Origin of the sequence: Mycoplasmopsis agassizii (assembly GCF_002272945.1) — a bacterium.
In the GTDB taxonomy this organism is placed as follows: domain Bacteria; phylum Bacillota_I; class Bacilli_A; order Mycoplasmatales; family Metamycoplasmataceae; genus Mycoplasmopsis_B; species Mycoplasmopsis_B agassizii.
In genome coordinates, this window is the sequence record NZ_NQMN01000002.1 from 229,319 (window position 1) to 250,623 (window position 21,305).

Below are 21,305 nucleotides of genomic sequence, written 5' to 3' on the forward strand. Positions count from 1 at the left end.
TTTTCTTGAATTAAAAAATTTGGAATTTATTTTTAGACAAAAAACATCTTTTGGATACTTAATGAATTTATGACTTTAGTTAATTTCAAAATTTAAAAAATGACTTACAAAAATACATATTTTTTGCTCGCATATTTCAGTCTTATTTTTTAAAATATGATGTTCATGTTTTTAAAAAAGATGCTTGTTAAAAAAATATTTTAATCAATAAAATTATTAAATTATGATTGTCTAAAATTAGATCATAATTAATTTTTTAAAACTAAATTATTTGCCTCGAAACAAATACATGTTTTATATTTTTAAGTTAAATTTTTAATTTTTGTTTTAAGCAAAAATTAATTTTTGTAATTAAAAATATTTTTAAAATATGAAATCAAAAAATTTATTTTTAGACATGATTATTTGAAAATAAATGCTCCAATAAACAATTCTGAACAAAACACTAGAAGATTAAAAAAAGAGTTTATAATTAAATATATGAAACAATATTTAAAATCACTTAATGAAAAACAGCTTGAAGCAGTCTTATATAACGATGGTCCATTGCGTTTAATTTCAGGTGCAGGTTCAGGAAAAACTAGAACTTTAACAACAAAAATAGTTTATCTCTTAGATGAATTAAATTTCAGAGAATCTGAAATTTTAGCGATGACTTTTACTAAAAAAGCTGCTAGAGAAATGAAAGAAAGAATTGAAGACATGTTACAAAATAAAAGTGACATGTCAATTTCAACTTATCATAAATGATGTTTAATTTTTCTTAAACAAGAAATTGAAGTTTTAGGCATTAGCAAAAACTTTGACATCCTAAGCGAAAGTGATTTTAATTCATTACTTAAAAAAGTTATGAAGGAATTAAATGTTGGAGATGTGATCGAATTTTCATCAGTTAAAGCACATATTAAAAAACGCCGTGAAGAAGAATTTTTAGACAAACAATTAATTCAATTAGCTAGTGGTTATGTCAGAACTAGAGAAGAAATTTATCAAGCATTTAAGAAAAAATTAAAAGAATTTGCTTTATTAGATTATGACCTAATGCTATTTTATACTTATCAAATTTTAAGAGATTATGAAGCTATCAGAATTAAATGAGCAAAAAGATATAAAGCTATTTTAGTTGATGAATTTCAAGATACTGATGAAATTCAATATCGCATTGTCAAGTATCTTTCAAGATTTTCTTTATTAACAATTGTCGGTGATCCTGACCAAACTATTTACACCTGGCGTGGTGCAAAAATGGATATCATCTTAAATCTTGAAAAAGATTTTCCTAATATGAAAACGATAGTTATGAACCAAAACTATCGTTCAACCAAAGTTATTTTAGAACACTCAAACGCTTTAATTTCTAAAAACTTAAACCGTTTTGAAAAAAGTCTTTTTACAAATAATGAGCAAGGTGAATCCTTAATCACAAAGGGCTTTAATAATCCTTTTTTAGAGAGTAATTTTGTTGCCGATGAAATTCAAGACTTATTAAAACAAGGTGTTGACCCTAGCGAGATCGTGGTTTTTTATCGCCAACACCGTAGCTCTAGGCCTTTTGAGGATGCTTTAAGAACCAAAAAAGTTGACTATCAAGTGCTTAGTGGAGTTGGTTTTTATGAGAGAAAAGAAATAAAAGAAATCATTCTTTTAACTAAAATTTTGAATCACGAAAACACTAAAAACGACTTTCTTTGAACAGAAATTTTAAATACGCCACCACGGGGTATTGGTGCTGTTTCAATTGCTGAACTAGAAAAACTAGCAAGTGACAAAGAGCAAAGTATTTTTGATACTTTGCTTCATGATTTAGATGAACTTAGTTGAAGACTTAATGCAAAAAACAGCATTAAAAATCTTTTTGAAGCAATTAGCAGAGCATCACGAGCTTTCAAAGACAAAGCTGTTCCTTGATCATTTATTCTAAAAGAATATTTAAATGAAATAGGTTATTTAGCTTCTGTTGCTGAGCGCAAAAACTTTTATTCAGAAACAGTTGATGAAAATATTAGAGAGTTTTTTGATAGCATCAACCTTTTCCAAGAGCAAAATCCTGATAAGACATTGCAAGAGTATTTAGATGATTTAAGTGTTTCTTTTGAACCAGTTAGCGAAATTGAACAAAACAAGCAAAAAGTTAAAATGATGACAGTGCATGGTGCAAAAGGCCTTGAATTTGACTATGTTTTCATAGTCAACTTTGCTCAGCATTCATTTCCTATTCCAAACTACTCAAACGGCTTTAAAAACCCCACCTATGATATTAAACACCTAGAGGAAGAAAGGCGCCTTGCCTATGTTGCTTTAACTAGAGCAAGGAAAAAGGCATATATAACTTATCCACTTAATATGGTGACTGAATACTCATCACAAAGTCGCACTCGTTCGACTTTTATTGCTGAAATGCAATATAAGCAGCAATATCGTGATGGCATTACTAAAGCACGTGATCGTGTCGAGAGAAAACGTAATCCTTTTGCAGAAATCAAGAACTAAAACTGCTTAAAATAATTAGCCTATTTTAAATAGGTTATTTTTGATATAATTAAAAAATAAACAATAGTGAAAGTGAAACAGATGATTAAAAATATCTTAATGCTAGCGGCTGAAAATGATGGTCGAAAATTTTTATTAAAAGGTTGAATTGCTAATAACCGTGGAAATAACAAGGTTAGATTCATCGAATTAAACGATGGCTCTAGCGTTGAAAGCCTGCAATTAGTAATTAAAAAATCAGAATCAATTAACTTAGAAGAAGTTGAAAGTTGAAACTTAGGTTCAGCACTTGAAGTTATTGGTGATTTTAAATATACACCAAGCGCTAAACAAGTTGGTGAACTAGAAGTTGAGCAAATTAAATTAGTTGCCAAATCTGATGAAGATTATCCAATTCAAAAGAAAGAAACTTCTTTAGAATTTCTTAGAAGTATTCCCCATATTCGGCATAGAACTAACACCTTAAGAGCAGTAACTTTAGTGCGTTCAACTATCTCATTTGCAATTCATGAATTTTTTCAAGGTGAAGGTTTCACCTTGGTTGCTGCACCTATCATCACTGGTACAGATGGTGAAGGTGCTGGTGAAATGTGAAAACTAGACGATGGTAGAGAAGAAGAATTTTTCGGTTCAAATTCAACTCCTTATTTATCAGTTTCAGGTCAACTGCATGCTGAAGCATATGCTCTAGGAATGAAAAAATCTTACACTTTTGCTCCTACTTTTAGAGCGGAAAAATCAAACACTACAAAGCATGCTGCAGAATTTTGAATGATCGAGCCTGAAGTTAGTTTTAATAATTTAGATGACAATATTAAATTAGCTGATGACATGTTAAGGTTTGTTGTTAAAAGGGTTTTAAGTAAAAATCATGCTGAATTAGAATTTCTTCAAAAAGTAAATAACGTAAATTTAGTTGAAAGATTAAATGCTTTAATTGCAAATAAATTACAAGTTATTGAATATAAAAAAGCTATTCAAATTTTACAAAAAGCTGATAAGCAATTTGAAAATAATGACATCAAATTTGGAACAGATTTATCAACTGAACATGAAAGATATTTAGCAGAAGAATATTTTAAAGGTCCAGTTGGAATCATCAATTATCCTAAATCATTTAAAGCATTTTATATGTATCAAAATGATGATAATGAAACAGTTGCAGCTTTTGATTTATTAGTCCCTGGAATAGGTGAGATTATTGGTGGATCACAGCGTGAAGATCGTTATGAAAAACTTCTTCAAAGAATCAAGGAATTAAATATCAGTGTAGAATCTCTTCAATGATATGTTGACCTTAGAAAGTATGGTTATAAATCAAGTGCAGGATTTGGCTTAGGATTAGAACGCTTAGTTATGTATATAACTGGCATGGAAAATATTCGTGATGTTTTACCTTTCCCAAGAACTCCAAACACTTTAAAAATGTAATTATGAAATTATCTATTATTGTTTCCTTTTATAAAAATTACCATTTAAATATTTTTGATAACTTAAAAAAATCAATAAATAAAGATGTTGAATTTATTTTTATGATTGATGATTTATACCCGGAAGATTATCAAAAAATTTATGAAATTAAGAAGGTTTATTCTGATCAAATACAACTGGTTTTTCATAAGAAAAGAAATGGCACAGGAAGAAATTATTTTGATGCCATTAGATACGCAAAAGGAGAGTATGTTTCCTTTGTAAGTGTCTCAACCGTAACTGGCGAAACTGACTTAAATAAACTAGTTGATGTGCTTGATAAAAACGATGCAGATGTGATTGAGTTTCAACCATTTTGAGATCGTAAAATTGACTGATATCCAAAGCAAAGATTAGAGCCAAATAAAGTTTACAAAACTATCGAAAACCCTGCTTTTATCGCACTTTCCTATCCAATTATCTTTAATAAAGTTTTTAAAAAAGACTTATTTAAATCAATAGATTCTTCACAGGTTTTATTGTCCAATTCTAAGTATTCAATTTCACTTTTATACAACCTTTTAATTAACGCAAAAACATATTTATATTTAAATGTAAATTTCAGAAAATACCTTGTTCATTCTGAAAAAACATTTAGCTTAAATAACTTCATAAAAGAGTGAAAATTAATTGAAGAAAATGAGAATGTAAAAAGTCAATTTACAGCAGAAATTGAATATGCCAAACATTACTTTTTTGTTGTCTTTTTACCTGCACTAGTTTCTGAAATTTTGAAGACATCATACTTGAAAAGAATTGCTGCAAGCAAACAAAGTATTTCAGAAAAAATGGAAATTGAAATTGACAAATTTTTTGAAAAACAAAAATTTTTAGAATTTCAAAATAATAAATATTTGAAAAATAATTTATTAGAAATTTCACTGATGAAAAAACGAACAAGCAAAAAAGATTGAAAAGATATTTTTGAAAAGTTACAATAATAAATGTATAAAAAAGCAAACTGTTTTTTAAGGCTAGGTGTTTTTGTAATTGATGTTGGCTTCAACGCAATAGTAATTTGACTACTAAGTTTTATAATTAAAATTGAAAATGATTTAATTGAATTTAGCTCTTATTATATTTTTTTAGCAACATCAATTATTGAGTTATTTACTTATTTTTATATAGTTCCTGTAATCTTCAAAAATAGAACATTATCTTTGTGAATTTGGAACTTAAGTTTTAGAACTCTTGAAGGTGATTTAATAACTTATAAAAAATTAGTAAAGCGACAATTAATGCTAAGTGGAGCCATCATCTTTACTTTTATTATTTTGATGGCAGCAGTATCTCCAGACCTTGCCAACAAGGTTAAAAATAAACTTGAACAAACTTATTGAGAACAAGTTTTATATGCATTACCTTCAGGTTTTGCAGGTGTCATAATTATTTTTTCTTTTATTAATATAATGACATCAATGTTTTCAATATCGAAAGTTTCAATCGTTGATCGAATTCACAAAAGCACACTTTACACTAATAAAAAAATTATTGAAGTAAGTTCGAAAGAATTAAAAATAATTTTTCATCAACATAAAAAAATTATTTGGGAAGGAAATGAAAATGTCTAATAACGAGGAAAAGAAAATCGATTCTTTAATTGATGATTTAAATCCACAGCAAAAGATTGCCGTTTTACATAACGCCAATTCTTTAAGAATTATCGCAGGTGCTGGAACAGGTAAAACTAAAGTTTTAACACGTAAAATTTCATATCTAATTACAAGAATGGATGTGGCTCCTGAAAGTATTTTAGCCATTACTTTCACCAATAAAGCAGCAATTGCCATGCGCCGTCGTTTGCAACGACACCTAGGTAAATTAGTTAAAAAAGTTTATGTGGAAACTTTTTATACTTTGTGTACAAAGATTCTGAGAAAAGACAGTCATTTAATTAAAATTAAAAATGACTTCACAATTCTAGATGATATTGAAACATTAGAAATAATGAAAAGAATCTACAAAAGGTTAAATATCGATGAAACCTTAATCAGTTATAAGTTTGCTATTAGAGCAATTTCTCATGACAAATTAAATGACTTTTTTGACTCACAACTGCTTAGTGGAATTCGTTTAACTCCTGAAGAAGAAGCAGCAATTCAAAAAATAATTGCTGCTTATAATGCTTATTTAAAAAACCATAATATTTTAGATCTAGAAGATCTATTAATTTTAACTCACCGATTATTAGTTTTTTACCCACACATTGCTGAAGAATGACAAGATAAATTCAAATATGTTTTAGTTGATGAATTCCAAGATATTAATATTATTCAATACGGTATTTTGGAAATTATTAGTAAAAAATCAAATGTTACAGTAGTTGGTGATTCTGATCAGACTATTTATTCATGGCGCGGTGCTGATGTCAAGTTATTTTTGAACTTTGATCAAGACTATCCTAATTTAACAACTATCATGCTGACTGAGAATTACCGTTCTAACGAAAAAATTCTTGAAGCAGCTAACAGTCTGATTTCAAAAAATAAATTACGTTTTGATAAGAACCTGTTTACAAGTAAAGCAGGTGGTCATGAAATTGAATTTAATCACGCTTTTAGCTCTGAAGCTGAAGCACGTTGAATAGTTTCAAAAATTAATGAACTGAAAAAACAAAAAATTCAGTTAAAAAATATTGCTATCCTTTATCGTTCTAACTATTTAATTAGAGCACTTGAACAACAACTTGTTTTAGAAAACATCAACCATATTGTGTATGGTGGTGTTAAATTCTATGAGCAACCAATTGTAAAACAAGTTATGTGATTCTTAAGAGTCTTATATGATACAAGTAACATTGCTTTTGAAAATGTTATTAATTTGCCCGTGCAAAGAGTCACTCCTGATTCACTGAAAAAGATTATCGATGCAAGTGACTTAGAAAAAACTAATGGAATTTATAAATATCTTTTACAAAACTATAGCAAATTAAAAATTTCTGAAAAAGAAAGAAAAGCTTTATTAGCCTTCTTGAAAGAAATTGCTAAGTTCAAAAAAATCTTTGCTAACGAAGGAAGCAAAGCAAAAATTTCTTATATTTTAGAAAACTTTTTAATCAATATTGACTTTTATAATCACCTTGAAAAACATACTCAAGACGAAGATGATGCAATTCAAATTATTAATGAACTTTATAGTGCAGCAGACAAATGACAAAATGAAAATCCTGATGCAACCTTAAAAGATTGATTTGAATATGTAACACTATTTAGTGAAAATGAAGAAGTTAATAAAGGTAATAATTATGTTTCATTAATGACAGTTCATAACTCAAAAGGGCTAGAATTTGAAAATGTCTTTTTAATGTCTATGTCAGATACAACGTTCCCTTTTTATTCAAGAACACAAGATGAAAATGGCAACGAAGATGAAGATAAAATTGAAGAAGAAAGAAGGCTTGCTTACGTTGCCATTACAAGAGCAAAAGAGCGCTTATATATTTCAAATGCAAGGGGTGTTGATTTAACAACTCACAAGCAAAAGATACCTTCAAGATTTATTAAAGAGATGAATATTGATCTTGAAAAACATATCATGAATTTAGATTCATTAGGTCAAGAATTAGATCATAATTTAAAAGAAAAAATTTGAGTAATAGGTGATCATGTTACCCACCGAAGTTTTGGTGAAGGTGAAATTGTTGACATTAAAAATAAAGATGATATTGTTGTTGTCTTTCAAAAAGAAGGACTAAAAGTTATTAAGAAAAATCACGAAGCAATTAGATTAATTCCGAGGCAAAAATAATGCTTCAATCCTTTATTATTTTGATCGTTGTTTTATGTTTTGTAGCACTTTTCATATTACTAACTTTTTTAAATGTAGAGTGAATTTATAATTCAAAAATTTATGGTGTAAGTAACCTTGTTTTTGACCTTCATAATAAACGTGTTTCAAAAATGACTTTTGATCCTTTTAATTTTGGTTCATTTGAAAATGGAAATGAAAAAGATAAATTTTCAAAAGGATATTGAATTGCTTATGAAGCTTTTTTTGCTAGAGCAAATTTTAATGATGAAATTAAAACTAAAATAAAAGACATCTTAAACAACTGAAATGAGAACCAAAAAACTACTCAGCAAATTTTTATTGACAATCGTCAAACTAGTGAAAAGCCCCTAAAAGTGCTTAATTGGTTCTCTTTTAATAAAAAAAACAGCATCAGAATTATTTTCAGACAAGCTGAAGATAATAAGATAATCGCTAACTTTAAATGATCAAAAGATTTAGTTTCACAACAGACAGATTACCGTGATGAAATTTTAGAATGAAATCAAATTTTAAATATTAGAGGAACCTTTAAAAGTTTTATTGGTCTAGAAATTAAAGCCGGTAAAAGAGATAACCTAAAATATTTAATTAAAAAATTAAATTCAATTTACCACCGTAAAAAGACTTACATACTTTTAAAAAACGACCTTGTTTTCATTATGGTGAATGATCAAGATTTAAAGCTAGTTAAAAAACATATTCATGGGATTTTACATGCAATTAAATCAGAAAATAATGGTTGATTTTTAAGAAATTTTTATAGCCATCTTGCTGTTGTTGAAATGAAAAATGTTAAGTTTGTAGATGATTTAGAAAATCTTGAATTAAGAATGAGATATGCTTTAACTGAAAGTAGAGCTGACAAAGAAACATACTGATTTGAAATTGATACAATTGATTTTACTGAGTATGAAATTTTTAAAAGTAATGTCGTAAACATCATGAGAGAATTATCTAGTTTTGATTATGATCTAAAAAGAATTAGAGAGTATGGAACTAATAAAGTTTTATCAAATACTTATGCTAAATATAAGATCAAAAATGTTGAAAAATCTGAAGTTGAAAACATTACAAAAAGTATTTATTATAAAAATTTAATTAACGATTTTTTTGTCAGTTATGTTGAAGAACATTACAAAGAAACACGCCGTATTTTTATAGATATTCGTGACGAAACTTTTTTATCAATTGGACATAATTTAAAAAATACTCAAGTTGCTTATATTATTAATATAAGCGACATTGACATGATTGATCCAATTGAAAAATTTTTAAAAAGTAATAACTTTAATGTTCGCTTAGGAGTTAAACTACATTCAATTAACGAAAGAATTTTTGATTTTGTAATGAATGTAAAACCAAATTTTTTAGTAATTGCTAAAGAAATTGGTATGAATATTAGCAACGAAAAAAACTATTTATATTTAAGTTATTTAAACTATTTAAACAACTTAAATCACACCAATATGATCATCGAAAACGTTCCTGCAAACCTTGAAGAAAACATTGTTAAAAAGACAGGATTAACTTATTGGTTAGAGAATTAGAAAACAGGAAAAAATAAAAAATAGTTTATAATTAAGATTATGAAAAAACTTGGAATTATTCTTGATTCATTCTCAACTCTTACGGATGAGGAAGCAAATCAACTTGACTATGGAATGTTAAAACTTAACTACGAACTAGATGGTATTCTTCATGAAGACATCATCAAAGTTCACAACAAAGAAACTAAAAACGCTTTTGAAGATGCAAAAATTATTAGAACTTCATTGCCTAACCTTACTAAGATTGAAGAAGCAATCAAAGACAAAGCAGAAAAATATGATGAAGTTTTAGTTCTACCTATTCCTTCAAATTTAAGTGGTACTTTCAACGCAGCTTCTCAAGTTGCCAAAAACTACAAAAACGTTACAGTTTTTGATCATAACTTCAGTTGTGGAGCAATTATTGCAATTGCTAAAGAAGCACAAAGACTTTATGAATCAGGAATGACTCTTGCAGAAATTCTGAAAAAGGTTAAAAAACTGAGCGACCAAACTTTCACTTTAGTTGGTCTTGAAAGCCTTGATTACATCGCTAAAGGTGGAAGATTACAAAAAATTCCACCTGCTGTCTTAAAGTTAATTAAGATTAAACCTATTTTAGAATTTAAAGAAAAAAATTCATTCAAAGGCTTTAAATTCACTTCAACCAACATGGTTACAAAGATGTTTTCAATTATTGAAAAGCAAATTGGTGGTTGAAATAATGTTGACTTATACGACTTTCACATCATGCATTATTTTGATGGTGAAATCTATAGCGAAGCAATTAAACAAGCTGAAAATAATAAGATAACTTACGCTTCAAATTTATGAGGTTCATTAACAGTTATGGCACATACTGGACCTACAAGTGTTGGTATCTGTATCACTCCTAAAATCAATTAAGCAGAAAATATTTTCTGCTTTTTTTAATTGCTTATACAGCAATTACTTTTTTATATGCTGTTGCCCTAATAAAGTAAAAAGGTTAAAAAAGCCAATTTTTTTTGCGTAAAAGTGACTTTTTACTCTAAAATCACATTATGCAAAAAATTAAACAAATCAGTTATATGTCAGCACTAATAATCATTATTGGTTCAACAATTGGTGCTGGGATATTTTTTAAAAATAGAAATATTGCACGTTATGCACAGGGTGATTTAGGCTTTATTATTGCTTCTTGAATCATCGCTGCAGTTGGTGTTATTTTTCTAGCATTGGCTTTAATTGAAGTTTCTTCAGTTAGCCGTGATGACAAAGGCTTTTTAGCCTGAATTAAGAAGTTTAACTACCGTTTTTTCAGTCGTTACACTTCAAGTTACATGCTTTTAATTTCATTACCACTACAGTTTTTAACTCTACCTTTATTTGTCGTACAGACCTTACAAGATGCAGGTGGATTTCAACTAAATGGTTGATTTGTAGCACTGATTGCTCTAGGAATTTTCTTATGGCTATCATTTATGAATTTTTATTCACTTCGAGCAGGTGAAACATTAGCTTGATTTTTCACCTTCTTAAAATATATACCGTTAGTAGTAGCACCTATTATTGCTTATGTAGCAAGCGGCAATGCAGCATTTTCTAATCAGATACCACTAGCAAATCGTGGTTCACTACCTAGTGGAAGTTTATCTTCATACTCACGCTGACTAGGTTTACTTGCGGCTATGCCTTCAATTATTTTCGTGTATGACGGATTTTACACAACCACTTCACTTCGTTCAAATTTAAAAAATAAAAACTCTTTAGGTTGATTAATGGTAATTGCAATTGCAATCGTAACTGCAACTTACTTATTCTTAACAATTGCCTTTGGTATTGGAACAAGCAGTGGAACTATTGGTGGAATTTATGAAGGTGCTGTTCCTAACTGAGTAGTTATTACTATGAATGTTTTAGTTTCAATGTCAATTTTAGGTCTGATTAATAATCAGGTTATGTCACTACCTAGAATTTACAGAGTTTCTTTAGAAGAAAAAGAATTTTACTTCTTAAAATGATTTCATGATTTATTTAAATTTAAATCAACTAGAAACTCTGCATTTGCCTTTTTTATAACTATTGTACTTTCTTATTTTGCAGTTTGTGTACCAATTGGTTTATACGCTTTAACTAGTTCAAGTGGTGCCGACTATGGCCAATTGGCAGCTAATTTATATGATATTGCTGACTTAATTACAGGGTTTAGTTCACTAGTTATTTTCTTCTGATTAGCCTGAGCACTTGTTGGTGCACTTAGAAATCGCTGAACAAATAAAGTTGAAGTTAAGAAAAGTAAATTCTTTATTCCAACAGCAATTATTGGTTCAATATTTGTTTTCTTATCAGTTGGTTACTTCACTTTAGAAGCAATTGTAAATATGTTTGCAACTGATGGAAGCGACCAAGTTAACGCAATTATTAAGTTTGTTTTCTTTGTTTTCACTTTAGTTGCACCTTTAATAGTTGTCTTAATAGAAAACGAAAACAAGAAATTCTGGGCTTGAAATCAAGAAAAACCTACTTTTTCCTTAAAAACCATTTTTAGTAAAAAAATAGTTACTAAATAAATTAAAACAAAATGGTGCTTTTGCGAGCACCATTTTTTGCTAGTTTCTAGTCAAAGTTTTTCATGAATTCTTCATTGATATCATCTTTTGCAGATTCAAGAATATCTTTAAGTTTTTTAGTTGTTTTCTTATCATAAGAAGCAATTGCGAATTTAAGGACAATTTTTAAATCACCATTACCACGCTGGGTTCGCACACCCTTACCTTTAATACTTACTACTAAATCATTGGTGTAAGATGATTTCATCTTGATTTTTTCATTACCATGTGGAGTAGGTACGCTGATGGTGTTTTCTAGAATTATATCTCTAATTGAAACTGGTAAGTTGATATAGATATCGTTGTTAACTCTTCTGTAATATTTATGTTCTTCAACATAAACTGTTAAGTATAAGTCTCCGTTATCGCCACCATTAAAGCCTGGTCCACCATAACCTGTTACAACTAAATCTTGACCACTTGTAATCCCTGCAGGAATTTTGATCTTGATATTTTTCTTAGTTTTGATAGTTTGTTTACCATGACATTTTGAACATTTTTTCAAAATTTCATGACCTTCACCACCACAAGTATGACAAATACTTTGTTGTTGGAAAGTACCAAACATAGTTTTTGTTTGGTGATTTTCATAGCCTTTGCCTTTACATGTTGAACAAGTTCTGACATCTTCAGGTTTTTCATAACCTTTTCCAGAACAGACATTACAGTTTTCATAATGGTCGATAGTTTGCTCAATTTCGGTTCCTAAAACTGCATCTAAAAATGAAATTGATAATCTGATTCTGTATGATTCACCTTTAGATTTTCTAGGTCCATAACCACTTCGAGAATAACCTGATTCTCTACCACCAAAAGGTGAGCGGCCCCCAAAGAAAGATTCAAAGATGTCGCTCATGCTGCCACCAAAGTCTTCAAAACCTCCTGCTTGAAAACCACTTCCAAAAGGATTATTTGCTCCATCGTGACCATACTTATCATAAGCAGCACGCTTGCTTGAATCACTTAAAACTTCATAAGCTTCATTGATGTCTTTCATTTTTTGTTCAGCATCTGCTGATTTATTTACATCGGGATGATACTCTTTTGCTAGTTTTCTATAAGCAGTTTTGATTGTCTTATCATCTGCATCTCTAGAAACGCCTAGAATTTCATAATAGTCGTTTTTTTTACTCATAAATTCATTTTAGCACAAAACACCCGAGAGTGCTAAATGATATTTATATTTTTTAAACTGCAAGTTTTCAGATTTTTTAGAGAAAAAGCAGAAAATTTTTAGTTGTTATCTAGAAAAATGGAGAATAAAAAAACACCATTAAGGTGTTTTACTAAACTGGTTTTTTGTCAATTTTCATTGCCACAATTCAGGTTATTAAAGTCGAAACAAATAAACCAATATAAAAGAAAAGCATGAACCAATATAATCAAGCAGCTTGTACTTGTAAAATGCTGACAACTATATAAAGAGCAATCGCTGCAAATTGTAAAATTACAAAGATTCTTAACAGTATTGGTATCGCTTTAAATGTCAAGGACATGAATAAAGTTCTTATAAAAACAGCAACTAAAATTATTCAAGTTATAATATTAGTTATGATTGTAAATAGCCAATTTACAAGCATTGGGTTGCTAGCAATAAAGTCACCCACAGTCTGATTTGAATTTTGTATTCTTGTAATAATATCATCACGATAATGAAGAGCAACAATTGCTCCAATTACAAAAAATGCAAGAATAATTATTGCGATGAAATTCCTTCTCGCACGTTTTCTAAATCCAACAAACATGAATTAACTCCAGTCCTTATTTGCTATTATTTGTAGCATTTTATTTTCAATAATTTCGGCACATCTTTTTATTTGATCAAAGAAAATTGCGTGCCCTGCATTGTGAATAATTTCCAATTTTATATTTAGTTCTTGACTTATCTTTTGTAGTTGAATAAGTGGAACATATAAATCATTTTCTGCAGCAACAATAGTAATTTTTTTACTATTGTTTTTAAAAGATAAATGAGAATAATTTTCTAAAAAATTCTTATCAAACATCTCTTCAAGTAAATTTGAATATTTTTCATATTTTATTTTTGAAGCTGCCACACTTTGAATTGCTAAGCGATCAACACTACTTAAATATTGTGGTATCTTTGTGTAAGATAAATTTAATAAAGATGTTTTTGCCTGCTCTAAAGTTTGAGGTATTAATCAAGTTTTTACTTCATCAATATTTTGCTCTTCATCTGCAAAATAATTATGTGGTGCAAAAAATAAGGCTTCATCCACGATGCCATCATTTAATACTTTTAAGGTTGGAATTGCTCCCATAGAATGACAAATTATTAAGTCAATTTTAATACCTAATTCTTTAATAAAATTTTTGACAAAAGGAATTAATTCATTAATGTCTGCAACCTTATTAATTTCAGGATTTGAGTTATGAGAATGACCGTGATATGGAAGGTCTAAAGTTATTAGATCATAACTTCTTTTAAACTGCAAAACTTGGATGATTGTTGAGTAACTTGCACCAAAGCCGTGAACGAACAAAACCTTCGGTTTACCGTTGTTTTCGATTGCATAACGCGTTGTTCATTCACCAAATTGTAGCTTTTTAATTTCGTACATTAAACCTCTTTTTTACCCATGATTAAATCAATTATTTCTTCCAAAGTTATTGTTCCAAAATAATCTGAATATTTAAATTTTGCTAGTGTTTCATATATCTTGTTTCGGTTATATTCAACACCAATTAAAGCGCTAGAAATATCTTCAGTATCTGTCTGACTTAAGTAGTCTCCTTCAAATTTAAAATTCTCAAAACGAGAATTTTTTACGGTGTAATTTACCTTCATAATTCCACCTTCAAATTTGTCTTCATTACTTACTTCAAACAATGGACTCTTTCCATAAATTCATTGATGAGAAGATTTTTCAGCTGCTAAAGATGCTCATTTTAAAGCGTATCTTTCATAAGGAATTTCAAATTTTTGAGCATCATATTTTTCAATAAATCAATTAACTAATTGCTTCTTAAAATCAGAAACTTCCATAGGTTTTTTTAATAAAGAATTAATTGATGCTACTCTCTGGCTAATTGATTTAATTCCTTTTGATTTTAATTTTAAGGGATTAACTCTTAAAACTTTTTGCATCACATCTAAATTAATATTTATTAAAATTGTACCATGATGAACCATTCTAGATGGAGTTGCATATTGTGCATTTCCACTAACTTTAAAACCATTAACTGATAAGTCATTTCTACCTTTATAAGCAACTTCTAAACCTAATGATTCAAGAAATTCTACAACTGGTTTTAAGAAGGTTTCATAGTTACCTTTTGAATGAGTAATATATGAAAAATTAATGTTACCCATATCTTGATAAACAGCTCCACCACCTGAAATTCTTCTAAAGATTTTGACATCGTTTTCATGTGCATAATCTAGATTAACTTCTTGATAAGCATTTTGATTTCTACCAATAAAAACTGTATGATCATTTTGATAAAAAAAGACAACATCATCTTTAATTTCAGGGTCTCTTAAAATCAATTCTTCTAAAGTTAAATTAACAAATGGATCTGTTGAATCGATTAATAATCACTTGACATTCTTCATTTATTTTTCCTCAATATAGGTATCAAAATTGCTAACTGTTAATCAACTATTTTTAAATGATTCTAATTTATTCCCAGTTAGTTTTAAACTATCAATTCCTGATAAATAAATTTTACTAAACTCTCATTTTGGTAAGTGTTTGTTTTTGTGAAGATAATAATAAAGATCTTCATAGAAGAACTCAAAATATTTAGTTTCACTTAATTCACTTAAATCTCGAAGAGGTCCTTTAACCTCGATTCATAAACTCTGTCAACCAAATTTATGAACTTGAAAATCAAATGATAAATTCAGCTCTTTAGCACTTACATAATTGCTATTGCTAGAGTCTTGGTATTTTCTTTCGTACATGTATAAACCGCCTTTTTTTAATTATATTGAACCAGCACAAATATCACAAAAATAAATAAAAAATAAATATTTAAAAATTTGTGAAAAATTTTTCAGTTGTGCAATTTCTTTTTCCAAATTTTAAACTATTCTAATAAGATTTAATAGTGACTTTAAAAAAGGAGAAAAATGAAAAAATCCCAATTTTTTGATGCCGCCGAGAAAACTTTAGAAGCTCTTGGAGGCAAGGAAAATATTGTTGATAGTTATCATTGTGCTACTCGGCTAAGAAGTTATGTTAAAGATAAATCTAAAGTTGATGTTAAAAAGATCAAAGCTTTAGGCTTAGCCAAAGGTACAAATTGAGATGGCGATCAATTTCAGATCATTTTCGGAGCAGGAACAGTTAACAAAGTTTTTGATGAATTTTCAAAAATGCTACCTAAAAATACTGCTTCAAATAATGATAAACCTGTAAAAAAACAAGGTTTTCACTGAGATAAAAGAAACAAGTGATACTCAAACATCTTTTTAATGATTCGTTTTGGTGTGCGCTACTTTGCAGATATTTTTATCCCACTGATTCCAGTTTTTATCGTTGGTGGTATTTCACTAGCACTTGTAAACTTTATAAAAGCAATTGCAGATGTAAATACTAATTACCATGCAGCAAATGCTTCGTTTGTTTTTGATATGGTTGGTGGAGCAGTTTTTGGCTTTTTACCAGCCTTCATCGGTTTTACATCGATGAAAAAGTTTGGAGGTAATCCATTTTATGGTCTAGCAATTGGACTGATCATGGTTGCCCCTAACTTAGTTAATTCTTGAAACGTAAACGGAACATTGTCAGCAATGTCAATCATTGGAGCACCAGCTAACGGATCAAGATTAGCAGATGGAAGTATTGCCACTTTTGCTTTATTCCCAGACTTTCCTGAATTTTTCCAATTCAGATTAGTAGGTTATCAAGCACAAGTTTTTCCAGTTATAGCTGTTGTTTTAATGGCTTACTTTATTGAAAAAGTGCTAAAAAAATACTTGCCAGAATTTATTGCTATTTTAGCAATTCCTCTTGGAACAGTTTTAATCACAATGTTCTTTGGTTTCTGAATCGTTGGACCAACGTTTAAATATGTTGCGATCGGCTTATCAGAAGCATTCAAGTGATTATTTAATTCAACCAACATCGCAGGATTAGGTTTTGGAGGACTAGTTTTTGCCTTCTTCTACCCATTCTTAGTTGTAACAGGGCTTCATCAAGGTTTCTTACCAATCGAGACTCAGTTAATTGCTGATCAAGGCTTCTCATGAATTACACCAGTTGCAACCGTTTCAAATATTTCACAAGGAATGGCTGGAGCAGCAATGATAGTTTGATTCTTAATTCATAAGAAACGAACTGAAGCAATTAAACACATGCCAGGAGCAGTTTCTGCCAACTTAGGAATTACTGAGCCTGTTTTATATGGATTAAACGTTCCGTTAAAATTTGCTTTCATTGGAGCTGCAATTGGTTCAGCAGTTGGAGGTTATTGAATTGGTGCAACTCACACCGTTTCAAATTCCCTAGGTTCTGCTTCATGATTAGGATTTATCCAGTTTGACTTTACTAATAGTGGTGAAGCATGATTAGCATACATGGCAGATAAAAATGCCATGTTGAAAAATTTAGCACCAGTTGCTAATATCGGAATTGCTTCAGCACTTGCATCTGTAGTTGCCTTTTTAGCAACCTATGGTTTAACTTTAACAAGATGAGGAAAACGAGCAATCAAAGAATTCTTTGGTGAAGCAGTTGAAGAAAAGTTAAACCGTAAACAAAGACGTGCTAAAAAAGAAGAAGTCGTTTTAGCAGGTACAAATCAAGCAGTTAACTTAGCAGCAGATACACCTAAACAAGAGTTTGAAGAACTAAAAGTTTATTCACCAATTGCAGGAAAAATGAAAGGCATTGAAGATTTTCCAGACCCTACTTTTGCAGCTAAATTGCTAGGTGATGGGGTTATGTTCATCCCTGACCCTAGTGCAAGTACAGTTAATGTTTATGCACCAATTAGTGGTAAAGTTGAGACAGTTTTACCTACAGGTCATGCTTATGGAATTACAAATGATGATAACATTTCAGTCTTTATGCATCTTGGTGTTGACACAGTCAACTTAAATGGCGAAGGCTTTAAACCATTAATTTCTCAAGGTGATTTTGTTAAAGCAGGACAATTAATTGCTACTTATGAAGCAAATGCTATTCGCCATCGAGTAAAAAGTGTTGATGTGGCAATGGTTGTGCTCGATGAATCACAATATAAAAACATTGAAAAACGTATGTATCGTGATGTACAAGCAAGACAATTTGCCTTTGTAGTTAAAAAATAGACAATAAAAATATTCGCTTGCTGGCGAATATTTTTTAATGCTTCAATTTATTTAATATTGTTTTTGTCTAAAACATTGTGGATCTTTTTAACATCTTCATCGATACGTTTAACATCTTTTTCAATGCGCTCGTTGAATTTGATCTGATTATCCATAAAGTTTTCAACCTTATTATTAAATTGTTTTTGATTTTCCATAAAAACTTCTACTTTTTCGTTGAATTTCTTTTGCTCGGCATTAGTTTGTTGTTGTGCCACCATAAAAGCTTCTACTTTTTCGTTGAATTGCTTTTGTTCACCTATAAAGCCAACAACCTGTTTATTAAACTCTCTTTGCTCTGCTTGGAATGCAATTAAAATTTTTGCTAAATCTTCTACTTTCACTTTTCCTCCTGTTCTATCTATATGACCTTCTTTATATTCATTCGATGATATTGTACAAAATTTTAGATATTCATCTTTTTGAAAACAATTAATCTTTATATTCTGGTATTCAATGAACAATTCTTCAACTTTTTTGCATGCTTGTTTAGATGTTTTAAAATCTTTGTCGTATTGCACTAATTCTCCTGTGTAAATTTTTAGATTAATTTAATTATACACTAATTTCAGTTTCAAATATGTGTAGCATTTAAAAAACTGAAAAACCTAAAGCACAATTGAAAATTAACTTTGAGATTAATTCTAAACCTCTTAAATATTAATTTAATAAAATCATTAACAGTTTAAAAAATTACATATAATAATTAACATAAATATGAAACCACATGATCAGAATTTATTTGCTTCTTGAATGAAAGAAAAAGCAAATTCTTATTTTAAAAGAAATTCTAATAACCTAGAGGAAATCAAGCAAAAACATTTACTTGCCCGTAAAGACCCTTACTTTAATGTTGTGCATTTATCTGCACATTCAGGCTTAATAAACGATCCAAATGGGTTAGTTTATAAAGATGGAAAATACTTTATTTTTTATCAATGAAGTCCTTATTTACCACTTCATCATGTCAAAAAATGAGGTCTATATACTAGCCATAATTTATTAAGTTTTGAAGATAAAAAACTAGGTTTAGAAATTGAAAAACACGATGAAAGAAATGGCTTATATTCAGGGGGTGCCCTACTTGATGATGATCAAAAAACCTATATTTACTGAACAGGTAATTTCAAAAAAACAACTGAATATGAAGATGATAATTCATCAATTTGAGTTGGTGAATTAATTGATGAAAAAATAGTAAATAGACATAAATTATTTGAGACTGATAAATCTAAATTTACACGTCACTTTAGAGATCCAAAAGTTTTCAAACATGGAGAAAAATATTATTTATTTTTAGGTGTTCAAGATATTAATTTAAAGGGTCATATTGGCGTTTATGAATCATCATTTCCTGACAAAGATTTTTCATTTAAATCAGTAATGAAAATTGAAAATTTTGATACTCAAGATATTTACATGTTTGAGTGTCCAGACATGATTAGATGAAATGAAAATTATTTTTCACTTTTAGTTTCAACTCAAGGAAAAAAATATTTTAGAGAAAATCATGACATCAATTTATCACCACATGTAAATGTTTTTTTAAATGGAAAATATGATTTTGAAAAAAATATTTTTGAAGTAGATAACTATCAAATTATAGATTATGGTTTTGATTTTTATGCTTCACAAATCGTTGCTCCTAATGAAAAAACAAAAATGCTTTTTGCTTGATTAGGAATGCCTGATACTGAGCAGTATGCAACCTTTGAACATATGTGAGCTCATAATTTATCTTTACCTAGAGAACTTTCTTTAAAAGATAATTATGTTTATTCAAAAGTTGCCAAACATTATTATGATAATCTAAAAAAATTAAATTTAGTTTTAGATGAAAATAAAAAAACTAAATTACCTTTTAGAAATGTGTTTCTGGATTTTGAAATAAAAGATGATTTTGAAATTATTTTATGTAATGAAAAAGATGAAATATTTAAAATCAAATATCAGAATAATGATTTTGAAATTGACAAATCAAAGATGTCTTATTTACATGGAGAAAACTTCTCAAACACTCGGAAAATACGCAATTTGCGTATAAATAAATTAGAAATTTTTTTAGATAATTCATTAATAGAAATATTTATAAATAATGGTGAATATTCTTTCAGCAGTAAATATTTTATAAGTGATGATTTATATATAGAAACTAAAAATATAAAAACAGATTTAGTTTTTGAAATACCAAAGATAGAGGTCAAATAATGATTAAAATTTTTTTACCAGGTGAAGCCCTGATTGATCAGATTAGAAAATCAGATCGTGAAATTAATAGTATTGGTGGAGCAACTTTTAATGTTGCTCACGCTTTAAGCAGATACGATTATTTAGAAACTTATTTTATCGGTGCAATTGGAAATGATAAATATGGAAAATTGATAAGTGATTTTGCTGACAAAAATAATATTAAAAAAACTTATTTAAAAACTTCAACTAAACCTACAACAATAGCAATTAAAACTCTTGCAGATAATGGTGAAAGATCATTTTTATTTGAAAGAGGCGCAGATGAAGATTTAGAATTTGTTGATGAAAATTTTGATGTTTTGTTTTTATCTTCAGCGACTTCTGTTGCAACAGAAAAAAGTGCAAAGGTTTATAAACAATATTTAGATAAAGCTTCAGAACAAAAAAAGATAATAATTTATGATCCTAATTATCGTGCATTTTTATTCAATGATGATGCTGAAAAATTTAAAGAAATTGCACTGCCTTATTTAAACAAAGCACACATCATAAAACTATCAGAAGAAGAAGCAAATATTTTATCTAAAAAACATGAATTTAAAAATTTAGCATTTGAAAATAGTGTCTTAATTTTTATTACTTTAGGTAAAGATGGATGCATGATCGTTGACAAAGATAATGGCGTTCATTTAATTGAATCAATTAAAATTGATCAAGTAGATACAACTGGCGCAGGGGATGCTTTTATTGCAAATGTGACTGCTCAATTATTGAAAAAATATCCTAATTTAGATAAGCTAAAAAAGATCAAAGTTGACTCAATTAAAGAGATTGTTAAAAAGGCAAATATCGCTGCTGCAATTACCACCACTAGAGATGGTGCAGCAGAAGCAATGCCTGAATTAAATGAGATCGAAGACACTTATACAAAAACACAAGGAAACTAAC

General features: G+C 28.9%; 17 protein-coding genes. 11 read left to right on the plus strand and 6 right to left on the minus strand.

The window, feature by feature from the left end; genetic code table 4:
- Nucleotides 1-480: 480 nt before the first annotated feature.
- From CJF60_RS03570 to CJF60_RS03605, 8 genes are all read left to right on the plus strand, one after another.
- Entirely contained in the window at nt 481-2,490 is a 2,010-nt protein-coding gene (locus CJF60_RS03570) for an ATP-dependent helicase (RefSeq protein WP_084232715.1), read from the plus strand.
- Nucleotides 2,491-2,571: 81 nt separating this feature from the next.
- A complete protein-coding gene (gene asnS, locus CJF60_RS03575; RefSeq protein ID WP_084232716.1) occupies nt 2,572-3,921 on the plus strand; it encodes an asparagine--tRNA ligase in 1,350 nt (449 codons plus the stop codon).
- A gap of 2 nt (nt 3,922-3,923) precedes the next feature.
- The gene (locus CJF60_RS03580) at nt 3,924-4,901 is read left to right on the plus strand and encodes a glycosyltransferase (RefSeq protein WP_084232717.1); all 978 of its coding nucleotides are present in this window, start codon (nt 3,924-3,926) and stop codon (nt 4,899-4,901) included.
- 3 nt (nt 4,902-4,904) lie between these two features.
- Nucleotides 4,905-5,531, plus strand: a complete 627-nt coding sequence (locus CJF60_RS03585; protein WP_084232718.1) for an RDD family protein — start codon at nt 4,905-4,907, stop codon at nt 5,529-5,531.
- A complete protein-coding gene (locus CJF60_RS03590) occupies nt 5,524-7,707 on the plus strand; it encodes an ATP-dependent helicase (protein ID WP_159444215.1) in 2,184 nt (727 codons plus the stop codon). The genes CJF60_RS03585 and CJF60_RS03590 overlap by 8 nt, the downstream gene beginning before the upstream one ends.
- Complete coding sequence (locus tag CJF60_RS03595; protein ID WP_084232720.1) at nt 7,707-9,278, plus strand: MHO_4530 family protein; 1,572 nt, start codon at nt 7,707-7,709, stop codon at nt 9,276-9,278. The genes CJF60_RS03590 and CJF60_RS03595 overlap by 1 nt, the downstream gene beginning before the upstream one ends.
- Nucleotides 9,279-9,317: 39 nt before the next feature.
- Nucleotides 9,318-10,163, plus strand: coding sequence for a DegV family protein (locus CJF60_RS03600; protein ID WP_084232721.1), 846 nt, complete (start codon nt 9,318-9,320; stop codon nt 10,161-10,163).
- Nucleotides 10,164-10,327: 164 nt separating this feature from the next.
- Entirely contained in the window at nt 10,328-11,809 is a 1,482-nt protein-coding gene (locus tag CJF60_RS03605; RefSeq protein ID WP_143823575.1) for an amino acid permease, read from the plus strand.
- Between the two features lie 46 nt (nt 11,810-11,855).
- Here CJF60_RS03605 and dnaJ read toward each other — a convergent pair whose 3' ends face one another.
- From dnaJ to CJF60_RS03630, 5 genes are all read right to left on the minus strand, one after another.
- Nucleotides 11,856-12,983 carry a molecular chaperone DnaJ gene (dnaJ, locus tag CJF60_RS03610; RefSeq protein ID WP_084232723.1) on the minus strand — a complete coding sequence of 376 codons (1,128 nt, stop codon included), beginning with the start codon at nt 12,981-12,983 and terminating at the stop codon, nt 11,856-11,858.
- Nucleotides 12,984-13,134: 151 nt separating this feature from the next.
- Nucleotides 13,135-13,593 carry a hypothetical protein gene (locus tag CJF60_RS03615; protein ID WP_084232724.1) on the minus strand — a complete coding sequence of 153 codons (459 nt, stop codon included), beginning with the start codon at nt 13,591-13,593 and terminating at the stop codon, nt 13,135-13,137.
- Between the two features lie 3 nt (nt 13,594-13,596).
- Nucleotides 13,597-14,430 carry an alpha/beta fold hydrolase gene (locus tag CJF60_RS03620; RefSeq protein WP_084232725.1) on the minus strand — a complete coding sequence of 278 codons (834 nt, stop codon included), beginning with the start codon at nt 14,428-14,430 and terminating at the stop codon, nt 13,597-13,599.
- Nucleotides 14,430-15,425: a lipoate--protein ligase gene (locus CJF60_RS03625; RefSeq protein ID WP_084232726.1), complete on the minus strand. Its 996-nt coding sequence runs from the start codon at nt 15,423-15,425 to the stop codon at nt 14,430-14,432. The genes CJF60_RS03620 and CJF60_RS03625 overlap by 1 nt, the downstream gene beginning before the upstream one ends.
- Entirely contained in the window at nt 15,426-15,776 is a 351-nt protein-coding gene (locus CJF60_RS03630; protein WP_084232727.1) for a hypothetical protein, read from the minus strand.
- Nucleotides 15,777-15,944: 168 nt separating this feature from the next.
- Between CJF60_RS03630 and CJF60_RS03635 the strand changes: the two genes are divergently transcribed.
- Nucleotides 15,945-18,128, plus strand: a complete 2,184-nt coding sequence (locus CJF60_RS03635) for a PTS beta-glucoside transporter subunit IIBCA (protein ID WP_084232728.1) — start codon at nt 15,945-15,947, stop codon at nt 18,126-18,128.
- 47 nt (nt 18,129-18,175) lie between these two features.
- Here the strand turns inward: CJF60_RS03635 and CJF60_RS03640 are convergent, their stop codons facing one another.
- Nucleotides 18,176-18,688 carry a hypothetical protein gene (locus CJF60_RS03640; RefSeq protein WP_084232729.1) on the minus strand — a complete coding sequence of 171 codons (513 nt, stop codon included), beginning with the start codon at nt 18,686-18,688 and terminating at the stop codon, nt 18,176-18,178.
- Between the two features lie 196 nt (nt 18,689-18,884).
- Here CJF60_RS03640 and CJF60_RS03645 point away from each other — a divergent pair, with 196 nt between their 5' ends.
- Nucleotides 18,885-20,375, plus strand: a complete 1,491-nt coding sequence (locus CJF60_RS03645) for a glycoside hydrolase family 32 protein (protein WP_084232730.1) — start codon at nt 18,885-18,887, stop codon at nt 20,373-20,375.
- Nucleotides 20,375-21,304 carry a carbohydrate kinase family protein gene (locus tag CJF60_RS03650; RefSeq protein WP_084232731.1) on the plus strand — a complete coding sequence of 310 codons (930 nt, stop codon included), beginning with the start codon at nt 20,375-20,377 and terminating at the stop codon, nt 21,302-21,304. The genes CJF60_RS03645 and CJF60_RS03650 overlap by 1 nt, the downstream gene beginning before the upstream one ends.
- The last annotated feature ends 1 nt before the right edge of the window (nt 21,305 follow it).